A 24,676-nucleotide genomic window follows, 5' to 3' on the forward strand; every position below is an offset into this window, starting at 1 on the left:
CGTGCGGCAGGTCGCCGCAACCCGGCGCTCAGTCCTTGGGCTTGAACGTGGCGAAGGCCGTCTCGCGCAGCGTCCGGCACTCCTTGCCGTTCCACTCACTCGCCTTGCAGCTGATCATGATCGAGTAGCCGTGCGTGTCGTCGGCCCGGAAACCGCGGTTCAGCACCCGGATCCGCCGGCCCTGCTGCGTACGCTCGAACTCCCAGTCGGCGACGGTCGGGTAGCCGTTGAACTCGACCTTCCTTATCCCGAGGTGCCGGTAGCCGTCGCTGCTGGCCGCGACCGCGCTCCTCGCGGCGTTCCAGGCAGCAGCGGCGTCCTTCCCGGGAGAGCTGTTGTAGTCGATCTGGACGCGCGGGAATCCACCGTCGACAGCGTAGATCTGACCCGAGTTGGCGCCCGCGATCTTGTAGCGCGTGAAGTTCTTGGGCATCGCCATCGTGAAGTGGAACTGTTTGTTGGTGACCGTCCTGTACCCGTCGGGCAGCGCGTCGCCGGCCTTCGAACTCCCGGTCCCGGAGTCGTCCGACCCCTTGCCCGAGTCGTCGTCCGCGTCCTTGCCCTTGCCCTTGTCCTTGCCCTGATCGTCGCTCGGGTCCTGGCCCTGGTCCTTGCCGCTTGCGTCGCCCTTGTCCGTGTCGGCGGAGGCGCCGCCTGCCGAGGCGGAGGTGCCGCCCTTGGCGGAACCGCTGCTCCCGTTGTCCTTGTCACCCCCGCCGAGCGTGAGCGCAAGGACCGTGCCGAGCACGGCGAGCGCGATGACGACCGCGATGATCGCCAGGGTGCGGCGGGGCACCACGTCCGTGATGGACGCCCGGACCGGCGCGTTCGACGACCCGCCCGGACGCTGCGGGGGTACGCCACCGACGGCGGAGGCCGGCGAAGCCGTGGGTCGGACCGGAGCCGAAGGAGCGGTCCGCGGCGCAGGCGAGGCGGCAGGAGCGGACGCCGAGCCGGCAACAGCCACACCCGCACCGGCGCCGGGCGCCGCCTTCGCGTTCCGCACGGAGCGCAACGCGCCGCGCAGGCGGTCACGCGCGACCTCCCCGGCTTCCCCGAGCTTCGACGCCCCCTTGGTGCGGGGGGCTGCGACGCGGCCGGGCAGCGCCATCACCTGGGTGGAGTCGGCCGGCGGGGGCACCACAGGGGCGGGCTTGTCGGCTGCGTGGATCACATCGCTGAGCAGGGCCCGCGCGCCGGCGTCGTCGAGCCGCTGCTCCGGGTCCCTGGCGAGCAGGCCGTAGATGACCTCCTCCAGCGGACCCGCATTCTTCGGCGGGTCGAGCGGCTCGGTCATCACCGCGGTCAGCGTGGCGATCGCCGACCCCTTGTCGTACGGCGGGCAGCCCTCGACGCTCGCGTACAGCAGTCCGCCGAGCGACCACAGGTCGGCGGGCGGTCCGGGCTTGTGCCCGCGGGCGCGTTCCGGCGAGATGTACGAGGGGGCGCCGACGAGCATGCCCGTCGAGGTGACGGACGGGTCGCCCTCGACCTGTGCGATGCCGAAGTCGGTCAGGACGACCCGGCCGTCCTCGGAGATCAGCACGTTGGACGGCTTCACATCGCGGTGCAGAATGCCCTCGCGGTGCGCCATACGCAGCACGTCGAGGATGGCGAGGCCGACCTCGGCCGCGCGCTTCGGCGTCAGCACACCGTCCTCGCGCACCACCTCGGCAAGCGACTTGCCCTCGATCAGTTCCATCACGATCCACGGCCGGTCGTCCTCGTCGACCACGTCGTAGACCGTCACCGCGCCGTTGTTGCGGATCCTTGCGATCGCCTTCGCCTCGCGCAGTGTGCGAGTGATCAGCCGGCGCTTCTCGTCGTCGTCGATGGCCGACGGGAACCGCAGCTCCTTGACCGCCACCGTGCGGCCCAGCGTCTCGTCGACGGCACGCCAGACCGTGCCCATACCGCCCCGGCCCAGCACCTCCCCGAGCCGGTACCTACCCGCAAGGAGACGTCCATCCGTGTCCCGTTGGGGCTCCCGTGCCTGCTCCGCCTCCGACATGCGTCCCCTCTGCGATCAACCCGCCCTGGCAGAGCGTTCATTGTCCCTCACCCCGGGACCGGTCATGGTGCCGGGTCCGTGGTCCGTCATGATGTGGCCGGAGGAAGGGACTCCCTGCCATGCCGATAATCAGGTCGCTGCTCATCACCCCGTTGGTGATAACGCTGCTCAGCCTCGGAACGGCGAGCCTGCCCAGCGAACCACATCTGACTCCCGCAGCCTCCTACCTTCCTCGGCTCGTCGCCCAGGGCGGCGCTCCGGCTGCGGCCCTTCTGGCCCATCGAGCCTCCACCGCCCCGTACGACACCTACCGTTCGACAGGCCCCGGCATCGGGCGGCAGGACCGGTTCCGGGCAGGCAGCATCACCAAGACCTTCGTCGCCACGGTCGTCCTCCAACTCGCCCGGGAGCAACGGCTGCAGCTGTCGGACACCGTGGACCGGCATCTGGCAGGACTGGTCCACGGACACGGCAACGACGGCCGCCGCATCACCCTGCGCGCCCTGCTCACCCACACCAGCGGCCTGTACGACTACACGGCCGACACGGACGCCCACCCCGTCACCGCCACCGCCGCCGTCCGTGCGGCCATCGCGCACCGCCCCACGAACACCACCGGCGATTTCGCCTACTCCAACACCAATTACGTCATGCTCGGCCTCGTCGTTCAGCACGTCACCGGACACAGCTACGCCACCGAGATCCGCCGCCGCATCATCAACCCCCTCCATCTCACCGGCACGTCGCTGCCCGGCGCCCGCACCACGCTGCCCGCACCGCACGGCCGCGGCTACTCGCGCGACCCGGCCGACGGCAGCCTCCGCGATGTCACCGCGCTCGACCCGCGCACCGCGGGCGCCGCGGGCGAGCTCATCTCCACACTCGCCGATCTGAACCGCTTCTACGCTGCCCTGCTGGGCGGGCGCCTGCTCCCGCCCGCCCAGCTGAGCACCCTGCTGAACACCGGTACGGCGGACGGGATCTATGGCATGGGCATCTATCCGCAGAAGCTCTCCTGCGGCACTACCGTCTGGGGGCATAACGGCCATATAGCGGGCAGTTACGTCCGCACGGCCGCCACCCGCGACGGCCGGCACACCCTGACGTTCCGCATCAACACGGACAGCCTGTCCGATGCGACGCTCGAACCGGCCCTTCTCGAAGCCGAGTTCTGCAGGCCTCACCAGGGGCTGTCCGGCACGTCCCGGCCGGGCCGCGGACCGGCTCAGACCGGCACGATGTCCGGTGCGCCCAGCCGCGCCGCGTCCGCCGTCTGGTCGTCCGGCTGACGCTGCGACTCCCGCTCCGCCTGCACCCGCTTCTCGTAGTGCTCCACCTCCCGCTCGATCTGGCTCTTGTTCCACCCCAGCACCGGCCCCATCAGCTCCGCGCAGAGCCGCGCGCTGAGGGTGCCCCGGTCGAAGGTCTCGATGGAGATCCGGGTCCGCCGCGTCAGTACGTCGTCGAGATGGCGGGCCCCCTCGTGCGAGGCGGCGTAGACGATCTCGGCCTTCAGGTAGTCGTCCGCCGCGGGCAGCGGCTCGCCGAGCGAGGGGTCGGCGACGATCAGTTCGAGGATCTCCTCGGTCATGGATCCGAACCGGTTCAACAGATGCTCCACTCGGGCGACATGGAGCCCGGTGCGGGCCGCTATCCTCGCCCGCGCGTTCCACAGGGCCCGGTACCCCTCCGCACCCAGCAGCGGGATGTCCTCCGTGACACAGTCCGCCACCCGCTGGTCGAGGCCGTGGACCGCCTCGTCGACGGCATCCTTCGCCATCACCCGGTACGTCGTGTATTTGCCGCCCGCGACGACCACGAGCCCCGGCAGCGGATGCGCCACCGTGTGCTCGCGCGAGAGCTTGCTGGTCGCGTCCGACTCACCGGCCAGCAGGGGGCGCAGCCCGGCATAGACACCTTGAACGTCGTCCCTGGTCAGAGGGGTGTTCAGGACCGAGTTGACATGTTCGAGCAAGTAGTCGATATCGGCGCTGGACGCCGCCGGATGGGCCTTGTCCAGGTCCCAGTCGGTGTCCGTCGTCCCGACGATCCAGTGGCGCCCCCACGGGATCACGAACAGCACGGACTTCTCGGTCCGCAGGATCAGACCGGTCGAGGAGTGGATGCGGTCCTTCGGGACGACCAGATGGATGCCCTTGGACGCCCGGACATGGAACTGTCCGCGCTCGCCGATCAGCGCCTGGGTGTCGTCCGTCCACACCCCGGTGGCGTTGACCACCTGTTTGGCCCTGACCTCGTACTCCCCGCCCGCCTCGACGTCCTCCACCCGCGCGCCGACGACCCGCTCGCCCTCTCGCAGGAAGCCGATCACCCGCGCCCGGTTCGCCACGTGCGCGCCGTAGCCGGCGGCCGTGCGCACCAGCGTCGCCACATAGCGGGCGTCGTCCATCTGGGCGTCGTAGTACTGCAACGCTCCGACCAGTGCGTCCTTCTTGAGCGCGGGCGCGACCTGCAGGGCGCGGCGGCGGGAGAGATGCCGATGCACGGGCAGCCCGCGACCATGCCCGGACGACACCGACATCGCGTCGTACAGCGCGACACCCGAACCGGCGTAGAGCCGCTCCCAGCCCTTGTGCTGCAGCGGATAGAGGAACGGCACGGGCTTCACCAGGTGCGGGGCCAGCCGCTCCAGCAGCAGCCCACGCTCCTTCAGCGCCTCCCGTACGAGCGCGAAGTCGAGCATCTCCAGATAACGCAGCCCGCCATGGATCAGCTTGCTCGACCTGCTCGACGTGCCGGAAGCCCAGTCGCGCGCCTCGACCAGCCCGGTCGAGAGTCCTCTTGTGGCCGCATCCAGCGCCGTCCCGGCGCCGACCACGCCCGCCCCCACGACCAGCACGTCCAGTTCGCGCTCGGCCAGCGCGGCGAGCGCCTCGGCACGCTCCGCGGGTCCCAGTGTCGCTGTCCTCACTGCTGCCTCCCGGTAGATCGGGGTGGTCCGGCACAGGGATGCGGTCCGACCGCGGGGTCGGGTGCCCGTGCCCACCACTCGATTCTGTCCGCGGTCCGCGACTTCAGCCACCGCCTGTGGACAACACCCGGTCGACGAGAGCCACACAATGCGACATATAGGTCATATTTAAGCCTAGTGTGACATTGCACTGTCCCCAGCGGTTGCGCTTTCAGCCTTCATGGTCTTAGGGAAGGACGGCCACCCACATGCCCGCAGACCTCGCCATCATCGGACTCGGTCACCTCGGTCTGCCCCTCGCCCAAGCCGCCGTCGCCGCCGGTATCCAAACCGTCGGCTACGACACCGACCCCCGCCCGTTCGCCGAGCTCTCCGCCGGCCGCACACCCGTCGAAGGCTCCCTCTCCGCTTCGGAGATCCGCCGGATGCTCTCGGGGGGCTTCCGGCCCACCACCGACCCGGCCGAACTCGGCCGGGTCCGCACCGCCGTGATCTGCGCGCCCACCCCCCTCGGCGCCGACCGCACCCTCGACCTCAGCGCCGTCGGCGACGCCGCCCGCGCCCTCGCCGCCCGGCTGCGCCCGCACACCACCGTCCTGCTCGAGTCGGCCGTGCCCCCCGGCACCACCGAGAACTTCGTGCGTCCCCTCCTCGAAGAGGGATCGGGGCTGCGCGCAGGCCGCGACTTCCACCTCGCGTGCTCCCCCAGCCGCCTCGACCCCGGCAACCGCACCCACGTCTACAGCAACACCCCCAAGGTCATCGGTGGCCTCACCCCGGCCTGCACCGAATCGGCCGCCACCTTCTACGGCCGGCTGACCGACAAGGTCGTACGGGCCCGCGGGCCGCGCGAGGCCGAGATGACGAAGGTCCTGGAGACCAACTTCCGGCACGTCAACATCGCGCTGGTCAACGAGATGGCAGTGCTCTGCCACGACCTCGGCGTCGACCTCTGGGACGTCATCCGGTGCGCCGAGACCAAGCCGTTCGGCTTCCAGCCGTTCCGTCCGGGCCCCGGCGTCGGCGGTCACTGTCCCCCGGTCGACCCTGGCTTCCTCCCGTACAGCAGTCGCACCCCCGGCCACCCGCTGCGGATGGTCTCGCTCGCCCAGGAGATCAACGACCGGATGCCGAGCTACGTGATCCAGCGCTGCGCCACCCTGCTGAACGAACACGGCAAGTCCGTCCGCGGAGCCCGGGTCCTGCTCCTCGGCGTCACCTACAAGCCGGACCTGGCCGACCAGGAGGCCTCCCCCGCCCGGGAGATCGCCAACCGGCTGATGGACATGGGTGCGCAGATCGGCTACCACGACCCGCACGTCCTGGACTGGCGCGTCCGCGAACTGCCGGTGCCGCGCGCGGACTCGCTGTACGAAGCGGCGTCGAGCGCGGACCTGACGGTGCTGCTCCAGCACCACCGTACGTACGACCTGCAGGGCCTCGCGGTGAAGGCCCAACTCCTCCTGGACACCCGGGGAGCCACCCCGGCAGGAGCGGCGCACCGGCTGTGAGGGCTGTCCCCCCAAGGATTTCGGTGGGCGATGTCGGAGACGGCTGCTAGCCTGCGGCGTCACTTCTCGCACAGTCGTGCGCTTCCGTCCCAGGGGGGATCCAGCACCATGAGTCAGCCCGTGCCACCGCCGAACCAGCCGTACGACGCCCAGCCCGGCGGCGGCAACCCGTTCGCCGCCCAGCAGCCGGGCCAGCCCGGCGTCCCGACCGGCAACCCGTTCGCCGGTCAGCAGCCCGGACAGCCCGGCCAGTTCGGCGGCGTGCCGTTCACCCCGGCCCCCGCCCCCATGCGGAACAACATCGGTCTGGGTGTAGCCACCGCTGTGGCCGCTGCCATCGTCGCGGCGATCCTCTACGGCGTCATCGCCGGTGCGATCGAGCGCGAGGTCGGCTACATCGCCATCGGCGTCGGCCTCCTGGTCGGCTTCGGCGCGGGGAAGGTCGGCGGCAGCAACCCGGTCCTGCCGATCGTCAGCGCCGTCCTGTCGCTCGGTGCTGTCTACCTCGGACAGCTCATCGGCATGGCCGTGATCGTGTCCGACAAGTACAGCGTCTCGTTCACGGACGTCTTCTTCGACAAGTTCGGTGTGCTGACCGATGCCTGGAGCGAGACCGCGGACTTCAAGACGTATTTGTTCCTCGCCATCGGCGCCTTCGCGGCGTACAGCGGCGCCAGGAAGGCGAGCAACTGACCGCACGCATACGGGAGGGCCCGGACCGCTCATGCGGTCCGGGCCCTCCCGTATGTCCGAGTGAAATCAGCGGCGGTGCTGCGAGTCCGCCACCGTCACCTCGACGCGCTGGAACTCCTTGAGGTCGCTGTACCCCGTCGTCGCCATCGCCCGGCGCAGTGCACCGAAGATGTTCATCGAGCCGTCAGGGGTGTGCGAGGGGCCGGTGAGGACCTCCTCCGTCGTACCGACGGAGCCCAGGTCCACCAGCTTGCCGCGCGGCACGTCCTCGTGGACCGCCTCCATGCCCCAGTGCCGGCCGCGACCGGGCGCGTCCGTCGCACGGGCCAGCGGGGAGCCCATCATCACGGCGTCGGCGCCGCAGGCGATGGCCTTCGGCAGGTCGCCGGACCAGCCGACGCCGCCGTCCGCGATCACGTGCACATACCGGCCACCGGACTCGTCCATGTAGTCGCGGCGGGCCCCGGCCACATCGGCGACCGCGGTCGCCATCGGAACCTGGATACCGAAGACGTTGCGCGTGGTGTGCGCGGCGCCGCCGCCGAACCCGACGAGGACACCGGCCGCGCCGGTACGCATCAGGTGCAGGGCCGCGGTGTACGTGGCGCAGCCGCCGACGATCACCGGGACGTCCAGTTCGTAGATGAACTGCTTGAGGTTGAGCGGCTCGGCCGCACTCGAGACGTGCTCGGCGGAGACCGTCGTACCGCGGATGACGAAGATGTCGACGCCGGCGTCGACGACGGCCTTGGAGAACTGGGCGGTGCGCTGCGGCGAGAGCGCGGCGGCGGTGACGACACCGGAGTCGCGCACCTCCTTGATGCGCTGCCCGATCAGCTCCTCCTGGATCGGCGCGGCGTAGATCTCCTGGAGGCGGCGGGTCGCCGACTCCACGGGCATCTCGGCGATCTCGTCGAGGAGCGGCTGCGGGTCGGCGTGCCGGGTCCACAGGCCTTCGAGGTTGAGGACGCCGAGACCACCCAGCTCACCGATCCGGATCGCGGTCTGCGGGGAGACCACGGAGTCCATCGGAGCGGCCAGGAACGGCAGCTCGAACCGGTAGGCGTCGATCTGCCAGGCGATCGAGACCTCCTTCGGGTCGCGGGTGCGACGGCTCGGTACGACGGCGATGTCGTCGAAGGCGTACGCCCGGCGGCCGCGCTTGCCGCGCCCGATCTCGATCTCAGTCACGATGGTGTGGCCTTTCAGTTCCCTAGGCGTACTGTCTGCGTTTTCCAGTATCCCCGACACACAGGTGAGGGGCGGTCCCAGTACGCCCGGACCGCCCCTCACCTGTTCTGTTGCGTTACTTCCTGCTGTAGTTCGGCGCTTCGACCGTCATCTGGATGTCGTGCGGGTGGCTCTCCTTGAGCCCCGCCGAGGTGATCCGGACGAACCGGCCGTTGGCCTGGAGCTCCGGGACGGTGCGGCCGCCGACGTAGAACATCGACTGGCGCAGACCGCCGGTGAGCTGGTGGACGACCGCGGAGAGCGGGCCGCGGTACGGGACCTGGCCCTCGATGCCCTCGGGGACCAGCTTCTCGTCGGAGGCGACGCCCTCCTGGAAGTAGCGGTCCTTGGAGAACGACTTGCGCTCGCCACGCGTCTGCATCGCGGCGAGCGAACCCATGCCGCGGTACGACTTGAACTGCTTGCCGTTGATGAAGAGCAGCTCGCCCGGGGACTCCTCGCAGCCCGCCAGCAGCGAGCCGAGCATCACGGTGTCCGCACCGGCCACCAGGGCCTTGGCGATGTCTCCGGAGTACTGCAGGCCACCGTCGCCGATGACCGGGACACCGGCCGCCTTGGCGGCGAGCGACGCCTCATAGATCGCGGTGACCTGCGGAACGCCGATGCCGGCGACCACGCGGGTGGTGCAGATGGAGCCGGGGCCGACGCCCACCTTGATGCCGTCGACGCCGGCGTCGATCAGCGCCTGGGCGCCGTCACGGGTGGCGATGTTGCCGCCGATGACGTCGACACCCGACGCGTTCGACTTGATCTTGGCGACCATGTCGGAGACGAGACGGGAGTGGCCGTGCGCGGTATCGACGACGATGAAGTCGACGCCCGCCTCGACGAGTGCCTGGGCCCGCTCGAAGGCGTCGCCCGCGACACCGACGGCGGCTCCGACCAGCAGCCGGCCTTCCTTGTCCTTCGCGGCGTTCGGGTACTTCTCCGCCTTGACGAAGTCCTTGACGGTGATGAGGCCCTTGAGAACCCCGGCGTCGTCGACCAGCGGAAGCTTCTCGATCTTGTGGCGGCGCAGCAGCTCCATGGCGTCCACGCCGGAGATGCCGACCTTGCCGGTGACGAGCGGCATGGGCGTCATGACCTCGCGCACCTGGCGCGAACGGTCCGCCTCGAAGGCCATGTCACGGTTGGTGACGATGCCGAGGAGCTTGCCCGCCCCGTCGGTCACCGGCACGCCACTGATGCGGAACTTGGCGCACAGCTCGTCGGCGTCGCGCAGGGTCGCGTCCGGGTGCACCGTGATCGGGTCGGTGACCATGCCGGACTCGGAACGCTTCACCAGGTCGACCTGGTTGGCCTGGTCCGCGATGGAGAGATTGCGGTGCAGCACACCGGCGCCACCCTGGCGGGCCATGGCGATCGCCATGCGGGCCTCGGTGACCTTGTCCATCGCGGCGGACAGCAGCGGGATGTTCACCCGCACGTTCTTAGAGATGTACGAGGCAGTGTCGATCTGATCGGGCGCCATGTCGGACGCGCCGGGCAACAGCAGCACGTCGTCGTATGTCAGCCCGAGCGACGCGAATTTCTCGGGCACTCCGTCGACGTTTGCAGTCATGACACCTTCCCCAAATGGCCTTGATCGGTGCGGATGTCCATGCTAACGGCCTCCGGGGGTGTCTCATTCCACGAGCAAGATCACCTAGAGGTTCTGTAGCTTCGTACGGAACTCCGTTCCGGGGTGAAGCCGGTGCCGCTCACTGCTCGGCGAGGGCCCGCAACCTGCTCAGCGCACGGTGCTGGGCGACCCGGACGGCACCCGGCGACATGCCGAGCATCTGCCCGGTCTCCTCGGCGGTCAGACCGACAGCGACCCGGAGAACAAGCAGCTCACGCTGGTTCTCCGGGAGGTTGGCGAGGAGCTTCTTGGCCCAGGCGGCATCGCTGCTGAGCAGCGCGCGCTCCTCGGGCCCGAGCGAATCGTCCGGCCGCTCCGGCATCTCGTCGGAGGGCACGGCGGTCGATCCCGGGTGCCGCATGGCGGCGCGCTGGAGATCGGCGACCTTGTGGCCGGCGATGGCGAAGACAAAGGCTTCGAAGGGTCTGCCGGTGTCCTTGTACCGCGGCAACGCCATCAGCACCGCGACACAGACCTCCTGCGCCAGGTCCTCCACGAAGTGGCGGGCATCACCGGGCAGCCGGTTCAGCCGGGACCTGCAGTAGCGCAGGGCGAGGGGATGGACATGGGCCAGCAGATCATGGGTGGCCTGGGCGTCGCCGTCGACGGCACGGTGCACCAGAGCACCGATCACCGTCGTCTCGTCGTCGCGCATCGGACCATGGTGCCTCGGTGCCGCTTCATCCGTGACACCGCGTCCGTAGTTGTGCACCGAAGCGTTATGAGCGGGTGCGCCGGAAGTCATGTCCTGCGCCCTCCCCTTCCGCTCGACCGAATCGTTCCCGAGGAACTCCACATCTCAAGGATGCGGCATCGGCCGGGAAGCGTCACATACCGCGGGGGCCGGGCTCCCGATCTGCGGTCCGGCACCCCCGTGTCCCCGTCCACCCTCCGGCGGACGGGGACACCGCCTACCGGCCATCGCCGGTCATCAGCGCACCAGGCCCCAGCGGAAGCCGAGCGCCACGGCGTGCGCCCGGTCCGAGGCGCCGAGCTTCTTGAAAAGCCGCCGGGCGTGCGTCTTCACCGTGTCCTCGGAGAGGAAGAGCTCGCGCCCGATCTCCGCGTTGGAACGGCCGTGGCTCATTCCTTCGAGCACCTGGATCTCACGCGCGGTGAGCGTAGGCGCCGCACCCATCTCGGCCGACCGCAGCCGACGCGGGGCAAGCCGCCACGTCGGATCGGCCAGCGCCTGGGTGACGGTCGCCCGCAGCTCCGCGCGGGAGGCGTCCTTGTGCAGATAGCCGCGGGCACCGGCGGCGACCGCTAGCGCGACACCGTCCAGGTCCTCGGCGACGGTCAGCATGATGATCCGCGCCCCGGGGTCGGCGGAGAGCAGCCGCCGGACCGTCTCCACACCTCCCAGACCGGGCATGCGTACGTCCATCAGAATGAGATCCGAACGGTCGGCACCCCAGCGGCGGAGAACTTCCTCACCGTTGGCCGCCGTCGTCACACGCTCGACGCCGGGCACGGTCGCGACCGCGCGACGGAGCGCCTCTCGGGCAAGCGGGGAGTCGTCGCAGACGAGGACGGATGTCATGAACGTCCTCCGCAGCTGATGCGCGTCACCTTGAGCCTCCAGGCTGAATACAAGTCGTCACCTGTGCGGTTGACACTCTCGGACATCTGCCCGATCGCTTTTTCCGTCAACCGCCTCCGCCCTCTCAACGATGGTCACTCGAAAGAGTTACGGGTCCGACGACCAGGTTCGGCACTCTACGTGAGGAGTCGCACACGGAGGAGAGCGGCGCGGATTGTCCAGTCGTCAATCGAAGCTTCACCTGAAGGTATGCCCCATTTAGCGGATTTTCTTCCCTTTTGCTGGTGTCTGTGGATAGATTCGCAATCAGTCATATTTACATCTACTTACACCGTAGATGTACGGTCATGAGCACGGTCACCGACGAACGACTACCGCGTAGCCGACTCAGCATGGTTTCGAGGGGACAAGCAATGGCAGATTTCTCCCGCCTTCCCGGACCCAACGCCGATCTGTGGGACTGGCAGCTGCTGGCGGCCTGCCGTGGGGTCGACAGCTCACTGTTCTTCCACCCGGAGGGTGAGCGCGGAGCAGCCCGGAGCGCCCGCGAGAACTCGGCGAAAGAGGTCTGTATGCGATGCCCGGTACGCGCCGAGTGCGCAGCGCACGCCCTGGCCGTGCGTGAGCCCTACGGAGTGTGGGGCGGACTGACCGAGGACGAGCGCGAAGAGCTCATGGGACGGGCCCGCAACCGACTGATCGCGACAGCAGGGGCGCCATCGGGACTGAGCGCCTCCTCGGGGCACGGCTGACCCTCGAACCGCACAGAACGATCGAAGAAACGTTCCTGCACTCCCTAGCGGGCGGCCGCCAGGGAAAGCTGGTCCAGCGTGGCCGCGACGGCCGGGACCTGGGCCAGGTCCGGGAGCGTGAGCGCGACGATCTCACGCTCGACCGCCGGCTCCACCGTCACGGTGCGGGCCCCTTTGGGACGTACCGATTCGATCGCCAGCTCCGGCAGCACGGCCACCCCCAGGCCGGCGCCGACCAGGCCGATCACCGCCGGGTAGTCGTCGGTGGCGAAGTCGATCCGGGGGGTGAAGCCGGACTCCTCGCAGACCTCCACCAGTTGACGGCGGCAGCGCGGGCAGCCCGCGATCCAGGACTCGTCGGCCAGTTCACCGATCCCCACCGCATCCGCGCCGGCCAGCCGGTGCCCCTCGGGGACGAGGCCGATCAGCCGGTCGGTGAGCAGCGGACGTACGACCAGGTCGTCCCATTCGGCGCCGGAGGTGCCGTAGCGGAACGCCAGCGCGATGTCGCAGTCCCCCTCCCGGAGCATCTCGACCGAGCGCGGCGGCTCGGCCTCGACCAGGGAGACCCTCGTACCGGGGTGGGCGGCGCGGAGGGCGGCGAGGGCGCCGGGAACCAGGGTGGAGCTGCCACTGGGGAACGAGACGAGCCGGACCCGACCGGCCCGCAGCCCGGCGATCGCGGCGATCTCCTCCTCGGCGGCGGTCAGCCCGGCCAGGATGCCGGAGGCGTGACGTACAAGCGCCTCACCCGCCTGCGTGAGCCTCATCTCGCGACCTGTGCGGATCAGCAGCGGGGTGCCCGCGGAGGACTCCAGGGCCTTCATCTGCTGGCTGACCGCGGGCTGGGTGCAACCCAGTTCACGCGCGGCGGCGGAGAACGAACCGGTGGCGGCCACGGCGCGCAGGACACGGAGATGACGGGCTTCGATCACCTTTCAACCATAAGGCCATCTTGGGGAGGAAGCCAATATCCGGCCTGCAGCTTTGAGGCGGGGTGGTTAACGTTGCTCCTTATGAAGCCGATGAAGTTGCTGACCGTGAACGTGGGACGACCCAAGGCGGTCGACTGCACCGACGCCCCCGGCGGCGTCACCGGGATCGACAAGCGGCCGGCCGACGGCCCGGTGCGGGTCAGCGATCCCGGCCCCAAGGGCACCGGCGGCAGCGGAGTGGCCGGGGACGCGGTCTGCGATCTGCGCCATCACGGCGGCACCGACCAGGCCGTGTACGCGTTCGCCCGCGAGGACCTCGACGCCTGGGAGAGCTCGCTCGGCCGCACGCTGGCCAACGGCGCGTTCGGCGAGAACCTGACGGTCTCCGGACTGGACGTGAGCGGCGCGAAGATCGGCGAGCGCTGGCGGATCGGCCCCGGCCTGGTGCTGGAGGTCACGTCCGGCCGCATTCCGTGCCGTACGTTCGCCGGTCACCTCGACGAGAGCCGCTGGGTCAAGCGGTTCACGGAGGCGGCCGCTCCGGGTGCCTACCTGCGAGTGCTCGAGCCGGGCGACATCCGTGCCGGGGACCCGGTCGAGATCGTGCACCGGCCGGACCACGACGTCACCGTGCAGCTGGAGTTCCTGGCCGCGACGACGCGCCGGGAGCTCCTGCCGGAGCTGCTCCCGGCCCGGGACGCACTCCATCCCCGGACGCTGCGCTCCGCCCTGAAGTACGTGGAGTCGGTGGCCACGGGCGAGTGATCCCCGCGGTGGGCGTGGCACTAACGTGCCGCGTATGACGACTGCACTGATTACGGGCGCGACCGCGGGGATCGGGGCCGCCTTCGCGCGGCGGCTCGCGGCCGATGGGCACAACCTGGTGCTGGTGGCGCGCAACACCGAGCGACTCCGGGAGCAGGCCACCGAACTGCACGACCTGCATGGCATCGAGGCCGAGGTGCTGACCGCCGACCTGTCCGAGGACGCCGGGATCGCCTCGGTCGAGGCGCGACTGACGGACCGTCGGCAATCCGTCGATCTACTGATCAACAACGCCGGGTTCGGTAACAAGGGCCGCTATCTGGAGGTGTCGACGGCCGATGAGCTGAAGATGCTGAAGGTGCACTGCGAGGCGGTGCTGCGGCTGACCTCGGCGGCCGCGGCCGGAATGAAGGAGCGCGGGCGGGGCGGGGTCGTCAATGTGGCCTCGGTGGCGGCGTTCGTGCCGCGCGGGACGTACGGCGCGTCCAAGGCGTGGGTCGTGCAGTTCACCCAGGGCGCGGCGAAGGATCTGGCCGGTTCGGGGGTGCGGCTGATGGCCCTCTGCCCCGGCTTCGTACGGACCGAGTTCCATGAGCGGGCCGGGATGGGGACCGGCAACATCCCGGGCTGGATGTGGCTCGACGCGGACAAGCTGGTTGCGGCGGCGCTGGCGGATCTGGCGCGCGGCAAGTCCGTCTCGATCCCGGATGCGCGGTACAAGACGCTGATGGGGCTGGTGAAGGTGGCGCCGCGCGGCCTGCTCGGCGGGGTCACCTCCAAGACGGGCCGCAAGTACGGACCGCAGTGAGCGGGTTCTTATCGGATGCCGCGGCCCGCGCAGGCGCCGATCTCGGGGCGGCGGGCTTCGGTCCGTTGCCGAACCGGTCCTCGCCGCTGTTGTTCCCGATGACGGCACGGGCGGCGAGGGCGGGCCGAGCCGGAGATCGCGGCGCAGCTCGGGCCTTCGGTGATACGCCGGGGCGCGCCGCACCACGTCCGCTGTGACGGACATTCACCTTCCGTCCGGGACGGCGCCGTTGCACGGCCCTCCGAATGTGCTGCCGACTCCGCATGCCGCACCCTCGCTCAGTGCCGAGTCGCACCGGTCGACGGGCCAGGCGCCGGACAGGACGGCACGGTTCGCGGCCGGCCCGTCCTTCGGGAAGCCGGTGCCTGCCGAGAAGCCTGAATCACTCGGTCCGACCGCTTCACCCGAACCGTCACGAACCCCGTATCCCAATAAAATGGAACCATCCCATCCAGGCTCGTGAGACCGGGAGACGCCATGAGATTCGTACAAGTAATCGACTGCAAGACGGAGCGGTTCGATGACATGGACCGCCTCATGGACGAGTGGGTCGAGCACACCAAGGGCTCCCGGACCGCCACTCACAGCCTGATCGGCAAGGACCGCTCCGACGGGTCCCACTTCGTGGAGATCGTCGAATTCCCGTCGTACGAAGACGCGGTGGCGAACTCCAAGCTGCCGGAGACCGACCGGATCTTCCAGGAAATGGTGGCGCTCTGCGACGGGACGCCCACCTTCACCGATCTCGACGTGGTCCGCGACGAACAGTTGAACCAGACACTGTCCCGCCGGTTCTTCCACGAGATCGCCGTCGGCGGCAACCTGGACGCCATCGGCGAGGTGTTCGCGGTCGACTACGCCGACCACGACATCGCGAAGGAAGAGGACACCGTGATCGGATCCGGCAACCTCCGGGACGATCTCATCGGATGGCGGGCCGCCTTCGACTTCTCCTTCGACCTGGACCGGCAGATCTGCCAGGGCGACGACGTCGTGACGCTGTGGACCTGGACCGGCACCCACAAGGGCGACTTCATGGGCATCCCACCGACGGGCAGGCAGTGCATCATGACCGGCACCACGATCTTCCGGTTCAGGGACGGCAGGATCCAGGAGGGCTGGTGGCACGAAGACATCATGGGCCTGATGCGCCAGCTCGGCGCGCTCGACTGAACCGCGCTCGACCGGGCACCGAGGAACGAAGAAGACCGAAGGCCCCCTGTTCCCGCCGCTGGGCGGAGGGAACAGGGGGCCTTCTACGGCTGTGCGCCGGTGCGGCTACGCGTCAGTGCGAGTGACCGTGACCGCCGTGACCGGCCTCGGCCTCTTCCTCGGCCGGCTTCTCGACGACCAGGGTCTCGGTCGTGAGCAGCAGCGACGCGATGGACGCGGCGTTCTCCAGCGCGGAGCGGGTGACCTTGACCGGGTCGATGACGCCGGCCTTCACCAGGTCGCCGTACTCGCCGGTCGCGGCGTTGAAGCCCTGGCCCTTGTCGAGCTCGGCGACCTTCGAGGTGATGACGTAGCCCTCGAGGCCCGCGTTCTCGGCGATCCAGCGCAGCGGCTCGACGGCGGCGCGGCGCACGACCGCGACACCGGTGGCCTCGTCGCCGGTCTTGTCGAGGTTGCCCTCGAGGACCTTGACGGCGTGGACCAGAGCGGAGCCACCACCGGAGACGATGCCCTCCTCGACCGCGGCGCGGGTCGCGGAGATGGCGTCCTCCAGACGGTGCTTCTTCTCCTTGAGCTCCACCTCGGTGGCGGCACCGACACGGATCACGCACACGCCGCCGGCCAGCTTCGCGAGGCGCTCCTGGAGCTTCTCGCGGTCCCAGTCGGAGTCCGTGGAGTCGATCTCGGCCTTGATCTGGTTGACCCGGCCCTTGACGTCGCCGGGCTCGCCGCCGCCGTCCACGATGGTCGTGTCGTCCTTGGAGACGGTCACGCGGCGCGCCGTACCCAGCACGTCCAGACCGGCCTGGTCGAGCTTGAGGCCGACCTCCTCGGCGATGACGGTCGCACCCGTGAGGGTGGCGATGTCACCGAGCATGGCCTTGCGGCGGTCACCGAAGCCCGGGGCCTTCACCGCGACGGCGTTGAAGGTGCCACGGATCTTGTTGACGACCAGGGTCGACAGGGCCTCGCCCTCGACGTCCTCGGCGATGATCAGCAGCGGCTTGGAGCCACCGGCCTGGATGACCTTCTCCAGCAGCGGGAGCAGCTCCTGGATCGAGCCGATCTTGCCCTGGTGGATCAGGATGTACGGGTCGTCGAGGACGGCCTCCATACGCTCCTGGTCGGTCACCATGTACGGGGACAGGTAACCCTTGTCGAAGGCCATGCCCTCGGTGAACTCGAGGTCCAGACCGAAGGTGTTGGACTCCTCGACGGTGATGACACCGTCCTTGCCGACCTTGTCCATCGCGTCCGCGATGAGCTCGCCGACCTGCGAGTCCTGCGCGGAGAGCGCGGCCACGGCGGCGATGTCGGACTTGTCGTCGATCGGTCGGGCGGTCGCGAGGAGCTCCTCGGACACGGCCTTGACCGCGGCGTCGATGCCCTTCTTCAGGGCGGCCGGGGACGCACCCGCGGCAACGTTGCGCAGGCCCTCGCGGACGAGCGCCTGGGCGAGCACGGTGGCGGTGGTGGTGCCGTCACCCGCTACGTCGTTGGTCTTGGTCGCCACCTCCTTCACCAGCTGGGCACCGAGGTTCTCGTACGGGTCGTCGAGCTCGACCTCGCGCGCGATGGTGACACCGTCGTTGGTGATGGTGGGAGCGCCGAACTTCTTGTCGATGACGACGTTGCGGCCCTTGGGACCGATCGTCACCTTCACCGTGTCGGCAAGCTTGTTGACGCCACGCTCAAGGGCGCGACGGGCGTCCTCGTCGAACTTCAGAATCTTCGCCATGGGAGCTGAGCTGTCCTCTCAAACGAACTGCGCCCCCGACCACCGGCTAGTTATTTCGCAGGGGGCCAGGGGCGCAGAACAGAAGCAAACGTGGGTGAATTACTTCTCGACGATCGCGAGCACGTCGCGAGCCGAGAGGACGAGGTACTCCTCGCCGTTGTACTTCACCTCGGTGCCGCCGTACTTGCTGTAGAGCACGATGTCACCGGTGTTGACGTCGAGCGGAAGACGCTCGCCGTTCTCGAAGCGACCCGGGCCCACGGCCAGGACGACGCCCTCCTGGGGCTTCTCCTTGGCGGTGTCCGGGATGACCAGGCCAGAGGCCGTGGTCTGCTCGGCGTCGAGCGGCTGGACCACAATGCGGTCCTCAAGCGGCTTGATGGCAACCTTGGAGCTGGTGGTCGTCACGATCCGGCCTCCCCCTTCGGAGATCTCGGGGTTAACTGCGGGGTTAACTGTCTGGGGTGGCGACCAGGTGGATCCGTCGTCGCGGGTGCCGGACCTGCCAGTCGCGCAGTACTGCTGGCACTCTCCAGTGGGGAGTGCCAGAGCCGAGACTATGACCGCGATTAGCACTCGGTCAAGCGGAGTGCCAATTACGTGCGGTCGTGGCGTGACAGCCCAGGCGAAGGTCCCCCGGGCGAGGTCCAGGAACATGCGCCCTGGGCGAGGCCCGCGGGGTGAAGTTCACAGGCCCGCGAGGTCCACGGGCACGCGGCTACTGCCGCTCGCACCCGGCGCCGGGGTCCACGGCGCCGTACGACTCCGGCCGGCCCTGCGACCGGTGCCGCTGCTTCAGCGGTGGCGACGGCCGGGAGTCCGCGGACTCCTGCGACCGGTCCCGCCGCCCGCAGACGGTGCCGGCCCACGACCCGGGCGCCCCGAGCTCACCCCGCGCGCCCGCCTTCGGCCCCGACTCCGACGTCCCCCCGGGCTTCGCCACCGGTGCCCGGTGCGGGCCCTGCACCTTCTGCGCGGCCTTCCGGCCCAGTCGTTCGATCGGGTCGACCGACTGCGCGCACCCCGCGGTGGCGGCCAGGAGGAAACCGGCCGCCAGCAGTCCGGCGAGCAGCCGCCGCGCCCGGCTCATACGTGGTCCTCCGGCCCGCACCACTGCGTACCCCTTGTCCGTGGTGGTCTTCATGACCGCGCGGGGAACCTCGCATCCAGGCCTCCGCCCCGTCATGGCAAATTCTTCCTTTTGTCGTAAGACCACATGATCTTGGATACTGACAGCAGCCGAACGATCACTCGGCCCGACACCGCCGCCGGGCCCCGAGCGGTCCCCCGGCTGGCTCACAATGGGCCGGTGAACGCCTTCGCCCCGACCGGCCCGACAGACCCGCGCGACCCGAGCAACCCGAGCGCCCCGTCCGGTGCCGCCGACCCGCTCACCGACCCGCTCGCCGCCTTCACGGCACTGCGCGCCCCGGAGGGCACGGCGCTCCTGACCGAGCTGCGGTCCTACGACCCCGCCCAGGAGCTCGCCACCGCGACCCGGCTGCGCCGCAGCCACCCGGCAGCACTGGTTTCGGCGGCGCTGGGGCAGGCACGGCTGCGGCAGCGGGCGGTGGCGAAGTTCGGTGCCGAGGACGCGTACCGGATGTTCTTCACGCCGAACGGTGTCGAGCAGGCGACCCGTACGTCGGTAGCCACCTACCGGGCCGGCCGGTTCGCCGCAGCCGGCGTGCGCAGCGTCGCCGATCTCTGCTGCGGGATCGGTGGTGACGCCATCGCGCTCGCCCGCGGGGGCATCTCCGTCCTCGCCGTGGACCGCGACCCGCTGACCGCCGAGGTGGCTCGCGCCAACGCCGCCGCGCTCGGGCTGGACGCCCTGATCGAGGTGCGGTGCGCCGATGTCACCGAGATCGACACCGCCGCGTACGACGCCGTCTTCGTCGACCCGGCCCGGCGCGGCGGACGCGGCAGGATCTTCGACCCGGAGGCGTACTCCCCGCCGCTCTCCTGGGCGACCGGCGCCGCGCTGAAGGCCCCCCGCGCCGCGCTGAAGATCGCCCCCGGTATCCCGCACGAGGCGGTCCCGGCGCAGGCGGAGGCCGAGTGGATCTCGGACGGTGGCGATGTGAAGGAGGCGGTGCTCTGGTTCGGCGAGGGCTTCACGGCCGGCTCGTACCGCGCCACGCTGCTCCCGGCCGGCGCGACCCTGTCGGCTCCGGCCGCGCTGCCCGCTCCTCCCGTCGGCCCGGTCGGCCGCTATCTGCACGAGCCGGACGGCGCCGTCATCCGTGCGCATCTGGTCGCCGACATCGTGGAGCGGTCGGGCGGCCGGCTGATCGACGAGACGATCGCGTACGTCACGAGCGACGAGCCGTACGACTCCCCGTACACCTCCGCGTACGAGATCACCGACCGGCTGCCGTTCAACATGAAGAAGCTGAAGGCGTTGCTGCGGGAGCGGAAGGTCGGCGTCCTGACCGTCAAGAAGCGGGGCTCGGCCGTCGAACCGGAGGAGCTGCGCCGCAAGATGAAGCTCCAGGGCCCGAACGCCGCGACGGTGTTCCTGACCCGGGTCGCCGGGGCGCCGACCATGCTGATCGGCCACCCCGTGCGGCCGGAATGGTCCTAGGCCAGGTCGGTCAGGTCTTCTGCGTACACCTGGGAGAGCGGCTGCGGGCCGACGTACTGCTGGCAGTTGCACTGCCCGGCTTCGAAGCGGACCGGCTTCTTGCTCTCGTCCCAGGCCGTCGGGACCTCGATCCGCTCATGGCACTTGCCCTGCTTGTCGTGCTTCGCAAGGTGGTGCGTGCAGCCGCAGACCGGCTCCGGCGGACGGTTCGCCGCCTCGACGGCCAGGCGTTCCTGCTTGCTCGCCTCCAGCAGTTCCAGCTTGCGGGTGTGCCGGTTGCGCAGCGCCGTACGGACGTTGTCGACCGCCCATCCGAAGCCGCCGGTCCAGAAGATGATGAGCACCCACCAGTACCACTCCATGTGACACCCTCCCCCTGCGCGGATCCTGCTACGCGGCCAGGATAGGGGCGGGGGCAGCGGTGGGCGCCGCCGACGGAGAACAGCGGCTCGGACCCGCGCCCCGACGAGCACCCGCAGCACCCGACCGCGGTGCACGAAGGCCTTGGTGACGCCGATCGGACCGAGCGGCCGCCCGATCGTCCGGAGGTTTATGAACGACAAGTGGGACGGGCGGGGTCGGTCGACAGCGGAGAGCCCCGCCCGTCCCGGTCCGGTTCAGTCGTACTGCTCACTGTCCAGGTAGTCGTCGTACGCGTCGGGCTCGCCGGCCGAGCCGATGTACTCGAAGTCGTGGACGGCATCCGCCACGTCGGGATCGTGCTCCGGTTCGCCGCTGTAGTCGTACTGATCGGACATGGCGCCTCCTCTCTCGACGGGCGCCCGATGCGCCCGGTCACGCGGTCAACGAGGCCGCCGAACCGCCCGGTGCGCCCGCGCGATCGGACTGACTCCATGCGGATGACCGGGGCCACCTCAGTGGCGTACAGCTCGAGCGGCCGGTTGACCGGGTGCGGCGGAAGACCGGCCGAGTCGGCCACGACCCGGGACGTCAGGCGTTGAGCAGCGCCTCGATGTCGAGCTTCTTCATGCCGAGCATGGCCTTCATGGCCCGGTCCGCCTTGGCCGGGTCCGGGTCGGAGAGTGCCTCGGACAGCCCGCGCGGGACGATCTGCCAGGACAGCCCGTACTTGTCCTTGAGCCAGCCGCACTGGCTCTCCTCGCCGCCGTCGGTGAGCTTGGCCCACAGTTCGTCGACCTCCGCCTGCGACTCGCAGTCGACGGAGAGCGAGATCGCTTCGGTGAAGGGGAACTGCGGGCCGCCGTTGAGTGCGACGTACTCCTGGCCGGCCAGCCGGAATTCGACGGTCATGACCGCGCCCGGCTCGCCCGGCGACGCCTCGGTGTAGTACGTGACACCCAGCACCTTCGAGTCCCCTCCGAAGATGGAGACGTAGTGGTTCGCGGCCTCCTCGGCCTGGTTGTCGAACCACAGGAAGGTCTTGATCTTCTGCATGGCCTGCTCCTCGGCGACTCGTTCGGGGGATGGTTGTGCAAGGTAGACCCTGCCGCCGCCCGGAACTCATCGCGGCGCGCCGCCCTCCTTCTCCGCCCGCGCCAGCAGCAGCGCCCGCTCGCGTGCGTTACGGGTCAGCCCCGCCGCCCGTGCGAATTCCGCCCGCGCCTCGTCCGCGCGCCCGAGTCGTGCCAGCAGATCGCCGCGCACACTCGGCAGCAGGTGGTACGTCGCCAGCGCCGGGTCACCGGCCAGGGCATCGACCAGTGCGAGCCCGGCCTCGGGCCCCTCGGCCATCGACACCGCGACGGCGCGGTTCAGTTCCACCACCGGTGACGGGGCCGCCTTGACCAGCAGGCCGTAGAGCGTGGCGATGACCGCCCAGTCCGTCTCCTCGTACGTCACCGCGTGGGCGTGGCACGCTGCGATGGCGGCCTGCAGGGCGTACGGGCCGGGGGCCCCGCCCAGCGCGTTCGCCCGCTCCAGGGCCGCGTACCCGCGCCGGATCAGCAACCGGTCCCAGCGGGACCGGTTCTGATCGGCGAGCAGGACGGGCTCGCCGTCCGGGGTGGTCCTGGCCGCGGTGCGGGACGCCTGGAGCTCCAGCAGGGCGACCAGGCCGTGCACTTCGGGTTCCTGCCCCATCAGCCCGGCCAGCACCCGGGCCAGCCGCAGCGCGTCCTCGCAGAGCCCCGGGCGCAGCCAGTCGTCGCCCGCGGTGGCCGCGTACCCCTCGTTGAAGATCAGGTAGATCACTTCGAGCACGGAACCGAGCCGGGCCGCGCGGTCGGCGCCGTACGGCACTTCGAAGGGGACGCCGGCCCGGCCCAGGGTGCGTTTCGCGCGGACGATGCGCTGGGCGACGGTCGGCTCGGACACCAGGAAGGCCCGGGCGATCTCGTCGGTGGTAAGGCCGCCGAGCAGCCGCAGGGTGAGCGCGATCCGGGCCTCGGTCGACAGCACGGGATGACACGCGGTGAAGATCAGCCGCAGCAGGTCGTCGTCGATGTCGTCGGCGCCGGCGATGTCGTCCGGCCCGGGCGGCTGCACGTCCTCCAGGGTCCGCCCGACCTCGGCGAGCTTGCGGGCGTACGTCTCCTTGCGGCGGACCAGATCGATCGCGCGGTGCTTGGCGGTGGCCGTCAGCCAGGCGCCCGGCCGGTCCGGGACACCCGACTCCGGCCACTGCTCCAGCGCCGCGACCAGGGCGTCCTGCGCGAGTTCCTCGGCGATGCCCACGTCCCGCACGATGCGGGCGACACCGGCGATGATCCGCGCGGACTCGATCCTGAACACGGCCTCGACCGCCGCGGTCGCGCTTGCTTCCGTCACGGCCACCCATCAGAGCAGCCGATCAGAGGCGGAGCAAGCGCGGCCGGGCGGGGGCCGGGAGGGCGTACTCGCTCAGCCCTCGGCGATCTCGCGGACCTCGGCGGTGACCGTCCAGTTGTCGGGGTGGACCTCCAGGAACCGCTTGGTCCACTCCAGCGCCTCGGCCTTGTCCTTGCACTGCATGAGGGCGTAACCGCCGACGACTTCCTTCGTCTCGGTGAAGGGTCCGTCGGTGTAGCTCAGCTTGCCGTCCTCCCAGCTGACCCTCGTCCCCTGGGAGGTGGGGGCGAGCCCCGCGGTGTCCAGCATGACCCCGGCCTTGGTGATCTCCTCGAACAGCGCCCCCATGCGCGCCTCGAACTCGGGGTCGGGGGTCTGGGCGGGCAGGTTCTGCTCATCGATGCGGATCATCGACAGGAAGCGCGGCATGGTGACTCCTCGGTACGGGAGGGCGGGGGCTTTCCCTGCCTCTCACCCTTGCGTCGAACGGGGGACGCCGCAATCGACACACCTCCGGAAGATTTTTTCGGCCCTTATCTCAGGGACTCCCAGAGGTCGCTCGCGGCGGGCTCCTGCGGCACCACCCGGTTGGGGTCGGACGGGGCCGCGACGACGGGCATGGTGACCGTGGTCAGCCCGGTCGCGGGGACGGCGCCCAGGCTCTGCGCCAGGCCCCTCAGCTCGCCCAGCGAGTCGAGGCCGGTGTCCGTGGTCAGACTGCCGGTGACCGCGTCCGCCATCTTGTAAAGGCTGGCCGGGTCGGTCAGCAGATCGGTCGTCCCGGCCTCCTTCAGCAGCGCCTCGACCAGCTGTTGCTGGAGCTTTATCCGGCCCAGGTCGCTGCCGTCGCCGATCCCGTGGCGGGTGCGGGCGAAGGCCAGGGCCTGGGTGCCGTCGAGCCGGTGCGTGCCCGCGTCGAGGTGGAGATGACTGCTGTCGTCGTCGATGTCCTGCGTCGTGGTGACGGTCACCCCGCCCAGCGCGTCGACGAGACCGGCGAAGCCGGCGAAGTCGATCTCGATGTAGTGGTCCATCCGGACTCCGGTGAGCTGCTCCACCGTCTTGACCGCGCAGACGGGGCCGCCGACCGCGTACGCGCTGTTGAACATCGCGTGGTACGTCGTCGGAGTGGTGCCGCCCGAAGGGGTCGGACACGAGGGACGCGTCACCAGGGTGTCGCGCGGAATGCTGACGACGGTGGCCTTCGTACGGTCGGCATCGAGATGGACGACCATCGCCGTGTCGGAGCGGGCGCCCGTGCTGTCACCGCCGCCGAGCGCGGAGTTCTCGCTGCCGCTGCGCGAGTCCGACCCGAGAACCAGGATGTTCAGCACGCCCGTCGGCAGCGGGGACGCCGAGGCCGATGGCGACGCCGAGGGGGCCGTGGTCGGGACGGTGACGGGCGCCCTGGCGGGGCGGTCGTCGCCCAGCGCGCTGTCGATGTCCACGCTGCGGATGTTCTGGTTCAGATGCCAGTACGCCCATCCCGCCCCGGCCGCGGCGAGCACCAGGATGCAGCCCACCACCGCCGCGGCCGCCTTGAGCCGACGGGAACGGCCGCGTCTCTTGTCTCCGGTCACGTCGAGGAACGTAAGTCCGAATTATTAC

At 69.9% G+C, this 24,676-nt stretch carries 24 protein-coding genes; 8 read left to right on the forward strand and 16 right to left on the reverse strand.

Going from position 1 to position 24,676, the window contains the following annotated elements; genetic code table 11:
• Positions 1 to 28: 28 nt before the first annotated feature.
• Positions 29 to 2,011: a serine/threonine-protein kinase gene (locus OHB49_RS17900; RefSeq protein ID WP_329161476.1), complete on the reverse strand. Its 1,983-nt coding sequence runs from the start codon at positions 2,009 to 2,011 to the stop codon at positions 29 to 31.
• Positions 2,012 to 2,130: 119 nt separating this feature from the next.
• Here OHB49_RS17900 and OHB49_RS17905 point away from each other — a divergent pair, with 119 nt between their 5' ends.
• Positions 2,131 to 3,300: a serine hydrolase domain-containing protein gene (locus tag OHB49_RS17905; RefSeq protein WP_329161477.1), complete on the forward strand. Its 1,170-nt coding sequence runs from the start codon at positions 2,131 to 2,133 to the stop codon at positions 3,298 to 3,300.
• Here the strand turns inward: OHB49_RS17905 and OHB49_RS17910 are convergent.
• A complete protein-coding gene (locus tag OHB49_RS17910) occupies positions 3,237 to 4,943 on the reverse strand; it encodes a glycerol-3-phosphate dehydrogenase/oxidase (protein WP_329161478.1) in 1,707 nt (568 codons plus the stop codon). The genes OHB49_RS17905 and OHB49_RS17910 overlap by 64 nt on opposite strands.
• Positions 4,944 to 5,191: 248 nt before the next feature.
• Between OHB49_RS17910 and OHB49_RS17915 the strand changes: the two genes are divergently transcribed.
• Both OHB49_RS17915 and OHB49_RS17920 read left to right on the forward strand, forming a co-directional pair.
• A complete protein-coding gene (locus OHB49_RS17915) occupies positions 5,192 to 6,454 on the forward strand; it encodes a nucleotide sugar dehydrogenase (RefSeq protein WP_030979604.1) in 1,263 nt (420 codons plus the stop codon).
• 108 nt (positions 6,455 to 6,562) lie between these two features.
• Positions 6,563 to 7,147: a hypothetical protein gene (locus OHB49_RS17920; RefSeq protein WP_329161483.1), complete on the forward strand. Its 585-nt coding sequence runs from the start codon at positions 6,563 to 6,565 to the stop codon at positions 7,145 to 7,147.
• A gap of 66 nt (positions 7,148 to 7,213) precedes the next feature.
• Here the strand turns inward: OHB49_RS17920 and OHB49_RS17925 are convergent, their stop codons facing one another.
• The 4 genes from OHB49_RS17925 to OHB49_RS17940 form a co-directional block, all read right to left on the reverse strand.
• Positions 7,214 to 8,338: a GuaB3 family IMP dehydrogenase-related protein gene (locus OHB49_RS17925; RefSeq protein ID WP_030979608.1), complete on the reverse strand. Its 1,125-nt coding sequence runs from the start codon at positions 8,336 to 8,338 to the stop codon at positions 7,214 to 7,216.
• Between the two features lie 115 nt (positions 8,339 to 8,453).
• Positions 8,454 to 9,959: an IMP dehydrogenase gene (gene guaB, locus OHB49_RS17930; protein ID WP_030979609.1), complete on the reverse strand. Its 1,506-nt coding sequence runs from the start codon at positions 9,957 to 9,959 to the stop codon at positions 8,454 to 8,456.
• A 139-nt stretch (positions 9,960 to 10,098) separates the two neighbouring features.
• Positions 10,099 to 10,674: a sigma-70 family RNA polymerase sigma factor gene (locus OHB49_RS17935; RefSeq protein WP_030084428.1), complete on the reverse strand. Its 576-nt coding sequence runs from the start codon at positions 10,672 to 10,674 to the stop codon at positions 10,099 to 10,101.
• Between the two features lie 276 nt (positions 10,675 to 10,950).
• Positions 10,951 to 11,562 (reverse strand): response regulator transcription factor, encoded by a 612-nt coding sequence (locus OHB49_RS17940; protein ID WP_003948568.1) that lies wholly within the window; start codon positions 11,560 to 11,562, stop codon positions 10,951 to 10,953.
• A gap of 413 nt (positions 11,563 to 11,975) precedes the next feature.
• On the opposite strand from OHB49_RS17940, the gene OHB49_RS17945 reads away from it, so the two are divergent.
• On the forward strand, positions 11,976 to 12,314 hold the full coding sequence (locus OHB49_RS17945) for a WhiB family transcriptional regulator (protein WP_313938775.1): 339 nt from the start codon (positions 11,976 to 11,978) through the stop codon (positions 12,312 to 12,314).
• A 44-nt stretch (positions 12,315 to 12,358) separates the two neighbouring features.
• On the opposite strand, the gene OHB49_RS17950 is transcribed toward OHB49_RS17945, so the two are convergent.
• Complete coding sequence (locus tag OHB49_RS17950) at positions 12,359 to 13,249, reverse strand: LysR family transcriptional regulator (protein ID WP_030979615.1); 891 nt, start codon at positions 13,247 to 13,249, stop codon at positions 12,359 to 12,361.
• A gap of 90 nt (positions 13,250 to 13,339) precedes the next feature.
• On the opposite strand from OHB49_RS17950, the gene OHB49_RS17955 reads away from it, so the two are divergent.
• From OHB49_RS17955 to OHB49_RS17965, 3 genes are all read left to right on the forward strand, one after another.
• Complete coding sequence (locus OHB49_RS17955; protein WP_329166525.1) at positions 13,340 to 14,014, forward strand: MOSC domain-containing protein; 675 nt, start codon at positions 13,340 to 13,342, stop codon at positions 14,012 to 14,014.
• A gap of 34 nt (positions 14,015 to 14,048) precedes the next feature.
• Entirely contained in the window at positions 14,049 to 14,822 is a 774-nt protein-coding gene (locus tag OHB49_RS17960; protein WP_329161491.1) for an SDR family NAD(P)-dependent oxidoreductase, read from the forward strand.
• A gap of 477 nt (positions 14,823 to 15,299) precedes the next feature.
• Positions 15,300 to 15,995, forward strand: coding sequence for an ester cyclase (locus OHB49_RS17965; RefSeq protein WP_329161493.1), 696 nt, complete (start codon positions 15,300 to 15,302; stop codon positions 15,993 to 15,995).
• A gap of 112 nt (positions 15,996 to 16,107) precedes the next feature.
• On the opposite strand, the gene groL is transcribed toward OHB49_RS17965, so the two are convergent.
• The 3 genes from groL to OHB49_RS17980 form a co-directional block, all read right to left on the reverse strand.
• Positions 16,108 to 17,733 carry a chaperonin GroEL gene (gene groL, locus OHB49_RS17970; RefSeq protein ID WP_030914299.1) on the reverse strand — a complete coding sequence of 542 codons (1,626 nt, stop codon included), beginning with the start codon at positions 17,731 to 17,733 and terminating at the stop codon, positions 16,108 to 16,110.
• A gap of 99 nt (positions 17,734 to 17,832) precedes the next feature.
• Entirely contained in the window at positions 17,833 to 18,141 is a 309-nt protein-coding gene (gene groES / locus OHB49_RS17975; protein WP_030914297.1) for a co-chaperone GroES, read from the reverse strand.
• A gap of 310 nt (positions 18,142 to 18,451) precedes the next feature.
• A complete protein-coding gene (locus OHB49_RS17980; protein ID WP_329161496.1) occupies positions 18,452 to 18,877 on the reverse strand; it encodes a hypothetical protein in 426 nt (141 codons plus the stop codon).
• A 72-nt stretch (positions 18,878 to 18,949) separates the two neighbouring features.
• Here OHB49_RS17980 and OHB49_RS17985 point away from each other — a divergent pair, with 72 nt between their 5' ends.
• A complete protein-coding gene (locus OHB49_RS17985) occupies positions 18,950 to 20,320 on the forward strand; it encodes a THUMP-like domain-containing protein (protein WP_443079536.1) in 1,371 nt (456 codons plus the stop codon).
• Here the strand turns inward: OHB49_RS17985 and OHB49_RS17990 are convergent.
• From OHB49_RS17990 to OHB49_RS18015, 6 genes are all read right to left on the reverse strand, one after another.
• Positions 20,317 to 20,682 carry a hypothetical protein gene (locus OHB49_RS17990; RefSeq protein ID WP_030979626.1) on the reverse strand — a complete coding sequence of 122 codons (366 nt, stop codon included), beginning with the start codon at positions 20,680 to 20,682 and terminating at the stop codon, positions 20,317 to 20,319. The two genes, OHB49_RS17985 and OHB49_RS17990, sit on opposite strands and share 4 nt — an antisense overlap.
• Positions 20,683 to 20,937: 255 nt before the next feature.
• The gene (locus OHB49_RS17995) at positions 20,938 to 21,078 is read right to left on the reverse strand and encodes a hypothetical protein (protein WP_158711300.1); all 141 of its coding nucleotides are present in this window, start codon (positions 21,076 to 21,078) and stop codon (positions 20,938 to 20,940) included.
• A 193-nt stretch (positions 21,079 to 21,271) separates the two neighbouring features.
• Entirely contained in the window at positions 21,272 to 21,736 is a 465-nt protein-coding gene (locus tag OHB49_RS18000) for a VOC family protein (protein WP_030979627.1), read from the reverse strand.
• A gap of 66 nt (positions 21,737 to 21,802) precedes the next feature.
• On the reverse strand, positions 21,803 to 23,074 hold the full coding sequence (locus tag OHB49_RS18005) for an RNA polymerase sigma factor (RefSeq protein WP_329161500.1): 1,272 nt from the start codon (positions 23,072 to 23,074) through the stop codon (positions 21,803 to 21,805).
• Between the two features lie 66 nt (positions 23,075 to 23,140).
• Complete coding sequence (locus OHB49_RS18010) at positions 23,141 to 23,497, reverse strand: YciI family protein (RefSeq protein ID WP_030979632.1); 357 nt, start codon at positions 23,495 to 23,497, stop codon at positions 23,141 to 23,143.
• Positions 23,498 to 23,601: 104 nt separating this feature from the next.
• The gene (locus OHB49_RS18015; RefSeq protein ID WP_329161503.1) at positions 23,602 to 24,648 is read right to left on the reverse strand and encodes an LCP family protein; all 1,047 of its coding nucleotides are present in this window, start codon (positions 24,646 to 24,648) and stop codon (positions 23,602 to 23,604) included.
• Positions 24,649 to 24,676 lie beyond the last annotated feature (28 nt).

Source organism: Streptomyces sp. NBC_01717, assembly GCF_036248255.1.
Taxonomy (GTDB): Bacteria; Actinomycetota; Actinomycetes; order Streptomycetales; family Streptomycetaceae; genus Streptomyces.

What these genes read in the sequence shown, in the direction of transcription:
- OHB49_RS17905 (WP_329161477.1), top strand. Translation starts at nt 2,131, where the DNA reads ATGCCGATAATCAGGTCGCTGCTCATCACCCCGTTGGTGATAACGCTG.
- OHB49_RS18010 (WP_030979632.1), bottom strand. Translation starts at nt 23,497, where the DNA reads ATGCCGCGCTTCCTGTCGATGATCCGCATCGATGAGCAGAACCTGCCC.
- OHB49_RS17995 (WP_158711300.1), bottom strand. Translation starts at nt 21,078, where the DNA reads ATGTCCGATCAGTACGACTACAGCGGCGAACCGGAGCACGATCCCGAC.
- OHB49_RS18000 (WP_030979627.1), bottom strand. Translation starts at nt 21,736, where the DNA reads ATGCAGAAGATCAAGACCTTCCTGTGGTTCGACAACCAGGCCGAGGAG.
- OHB49_RS17985 (WP_443079536.1), top strand. Translation starts at nt 18,950, where the DNA reads ATGATCTTGGATACTGACAGCAGCCGAACGATCACTCGGCCCGACACC.
- guaB (WP_030979609.1), bottom strand. Translation starts at nt 9,959, where the DNA reads ATGACTGCAAACGTCGACGGAGTGCCCGAGAAATTCGCGTCGCTCGGG.
- OHB49_RS17920 (WP_329161483.1), top strand. Translation starts at nt 6,563, where the DNA reads ATGAGTCAGCCCGTGCCACCGCCGAACCAGCCGTACGACGCCCAGCCC.
- OHB49_RS17945 (WP_313938775.1), top strand. Translation starts at nt 11,976, where the DNA reads ATGGCAGATTTCTCCCGCCTTCCCGGACCCAACGCCGATCTGTGGGAC.
- OHB49_RS17935 (WP_030084428.1), bottom strand. Translation starts at nt 10,674, where the DNA reads ATGCGCGACGACGAGACGACGGTGATCGGTGCTCTGGTGCACCGTGCC.
- OHB49_RS17960 (WP_329161491.1), top strand. Translation starts at nt 14,049, where the DNA reads ATGACGACTGCACTGATTACGGGCGCGACCGCGGGGATCGGGGCCGCC.
- OHB49_RS17980 (WP_329161496.1), bottom strand. Translation starts at nt 18,877, where the DNA reads ATGAAGACCACCACGGACAAGGGGTACGCAGTGGTGCGGGCCGGAGGA.
- OHB49_RS17990 (WP_030979626.1), bottom strand. Translation starts at nt 20,682, where the DNA reads ATGGAGTGGTACTGGTGGGTGCTCATCATCTTCTGGACCGGCGGCTTC.
- OHB49_RS17955 (WP_329166525.1), top strand. Translation starts at nt 13,340, where the DNA reads ATGAAGTTGCTGACCGTGAACGTGGGACGACCCAAGGCGGTCGACTGC.
- groL (WP_030914299.1), bottom strand. Translation starts at nt 17,733, where the DNA reads ATGGCGAAGATTCTGAAGTTCGACGAGGACGCCCGTCGCGCCCTTGAG.
- OHB49_RS17965 (WP_329161493.1), top strand. Translation starts at nt 15,300, where the DNA reads ATGAGATTCGTACAAGTAATCGACTGCAAGACGGAGCGGTTCGATGAC.
- OHB49_RS17900 (WP_329161476.1), bottom strand. Translation starts at nt 2,011, where the DNA reads ATGTCGGAGGCGGAGCAGGCACGGGAGCCCCAACGGGACACGGATGGA.
- OHB49_RS17915 (WP_030979604.1), top strand. Translation starts at nt 5,192, where the DNA reads ATGCCCGCAGACCTCGCCATCATCGGACTCGGTCACCTCGGTCTGCCC.
- OHB49_RS17940 (WP_003948568.1), bottom strand. Translation starts at nt 11,562, where the DNA reads ATGACATCCGTCCTCGTCTGCGACGACTCCCCGCTTGCCCGAGAGGCG.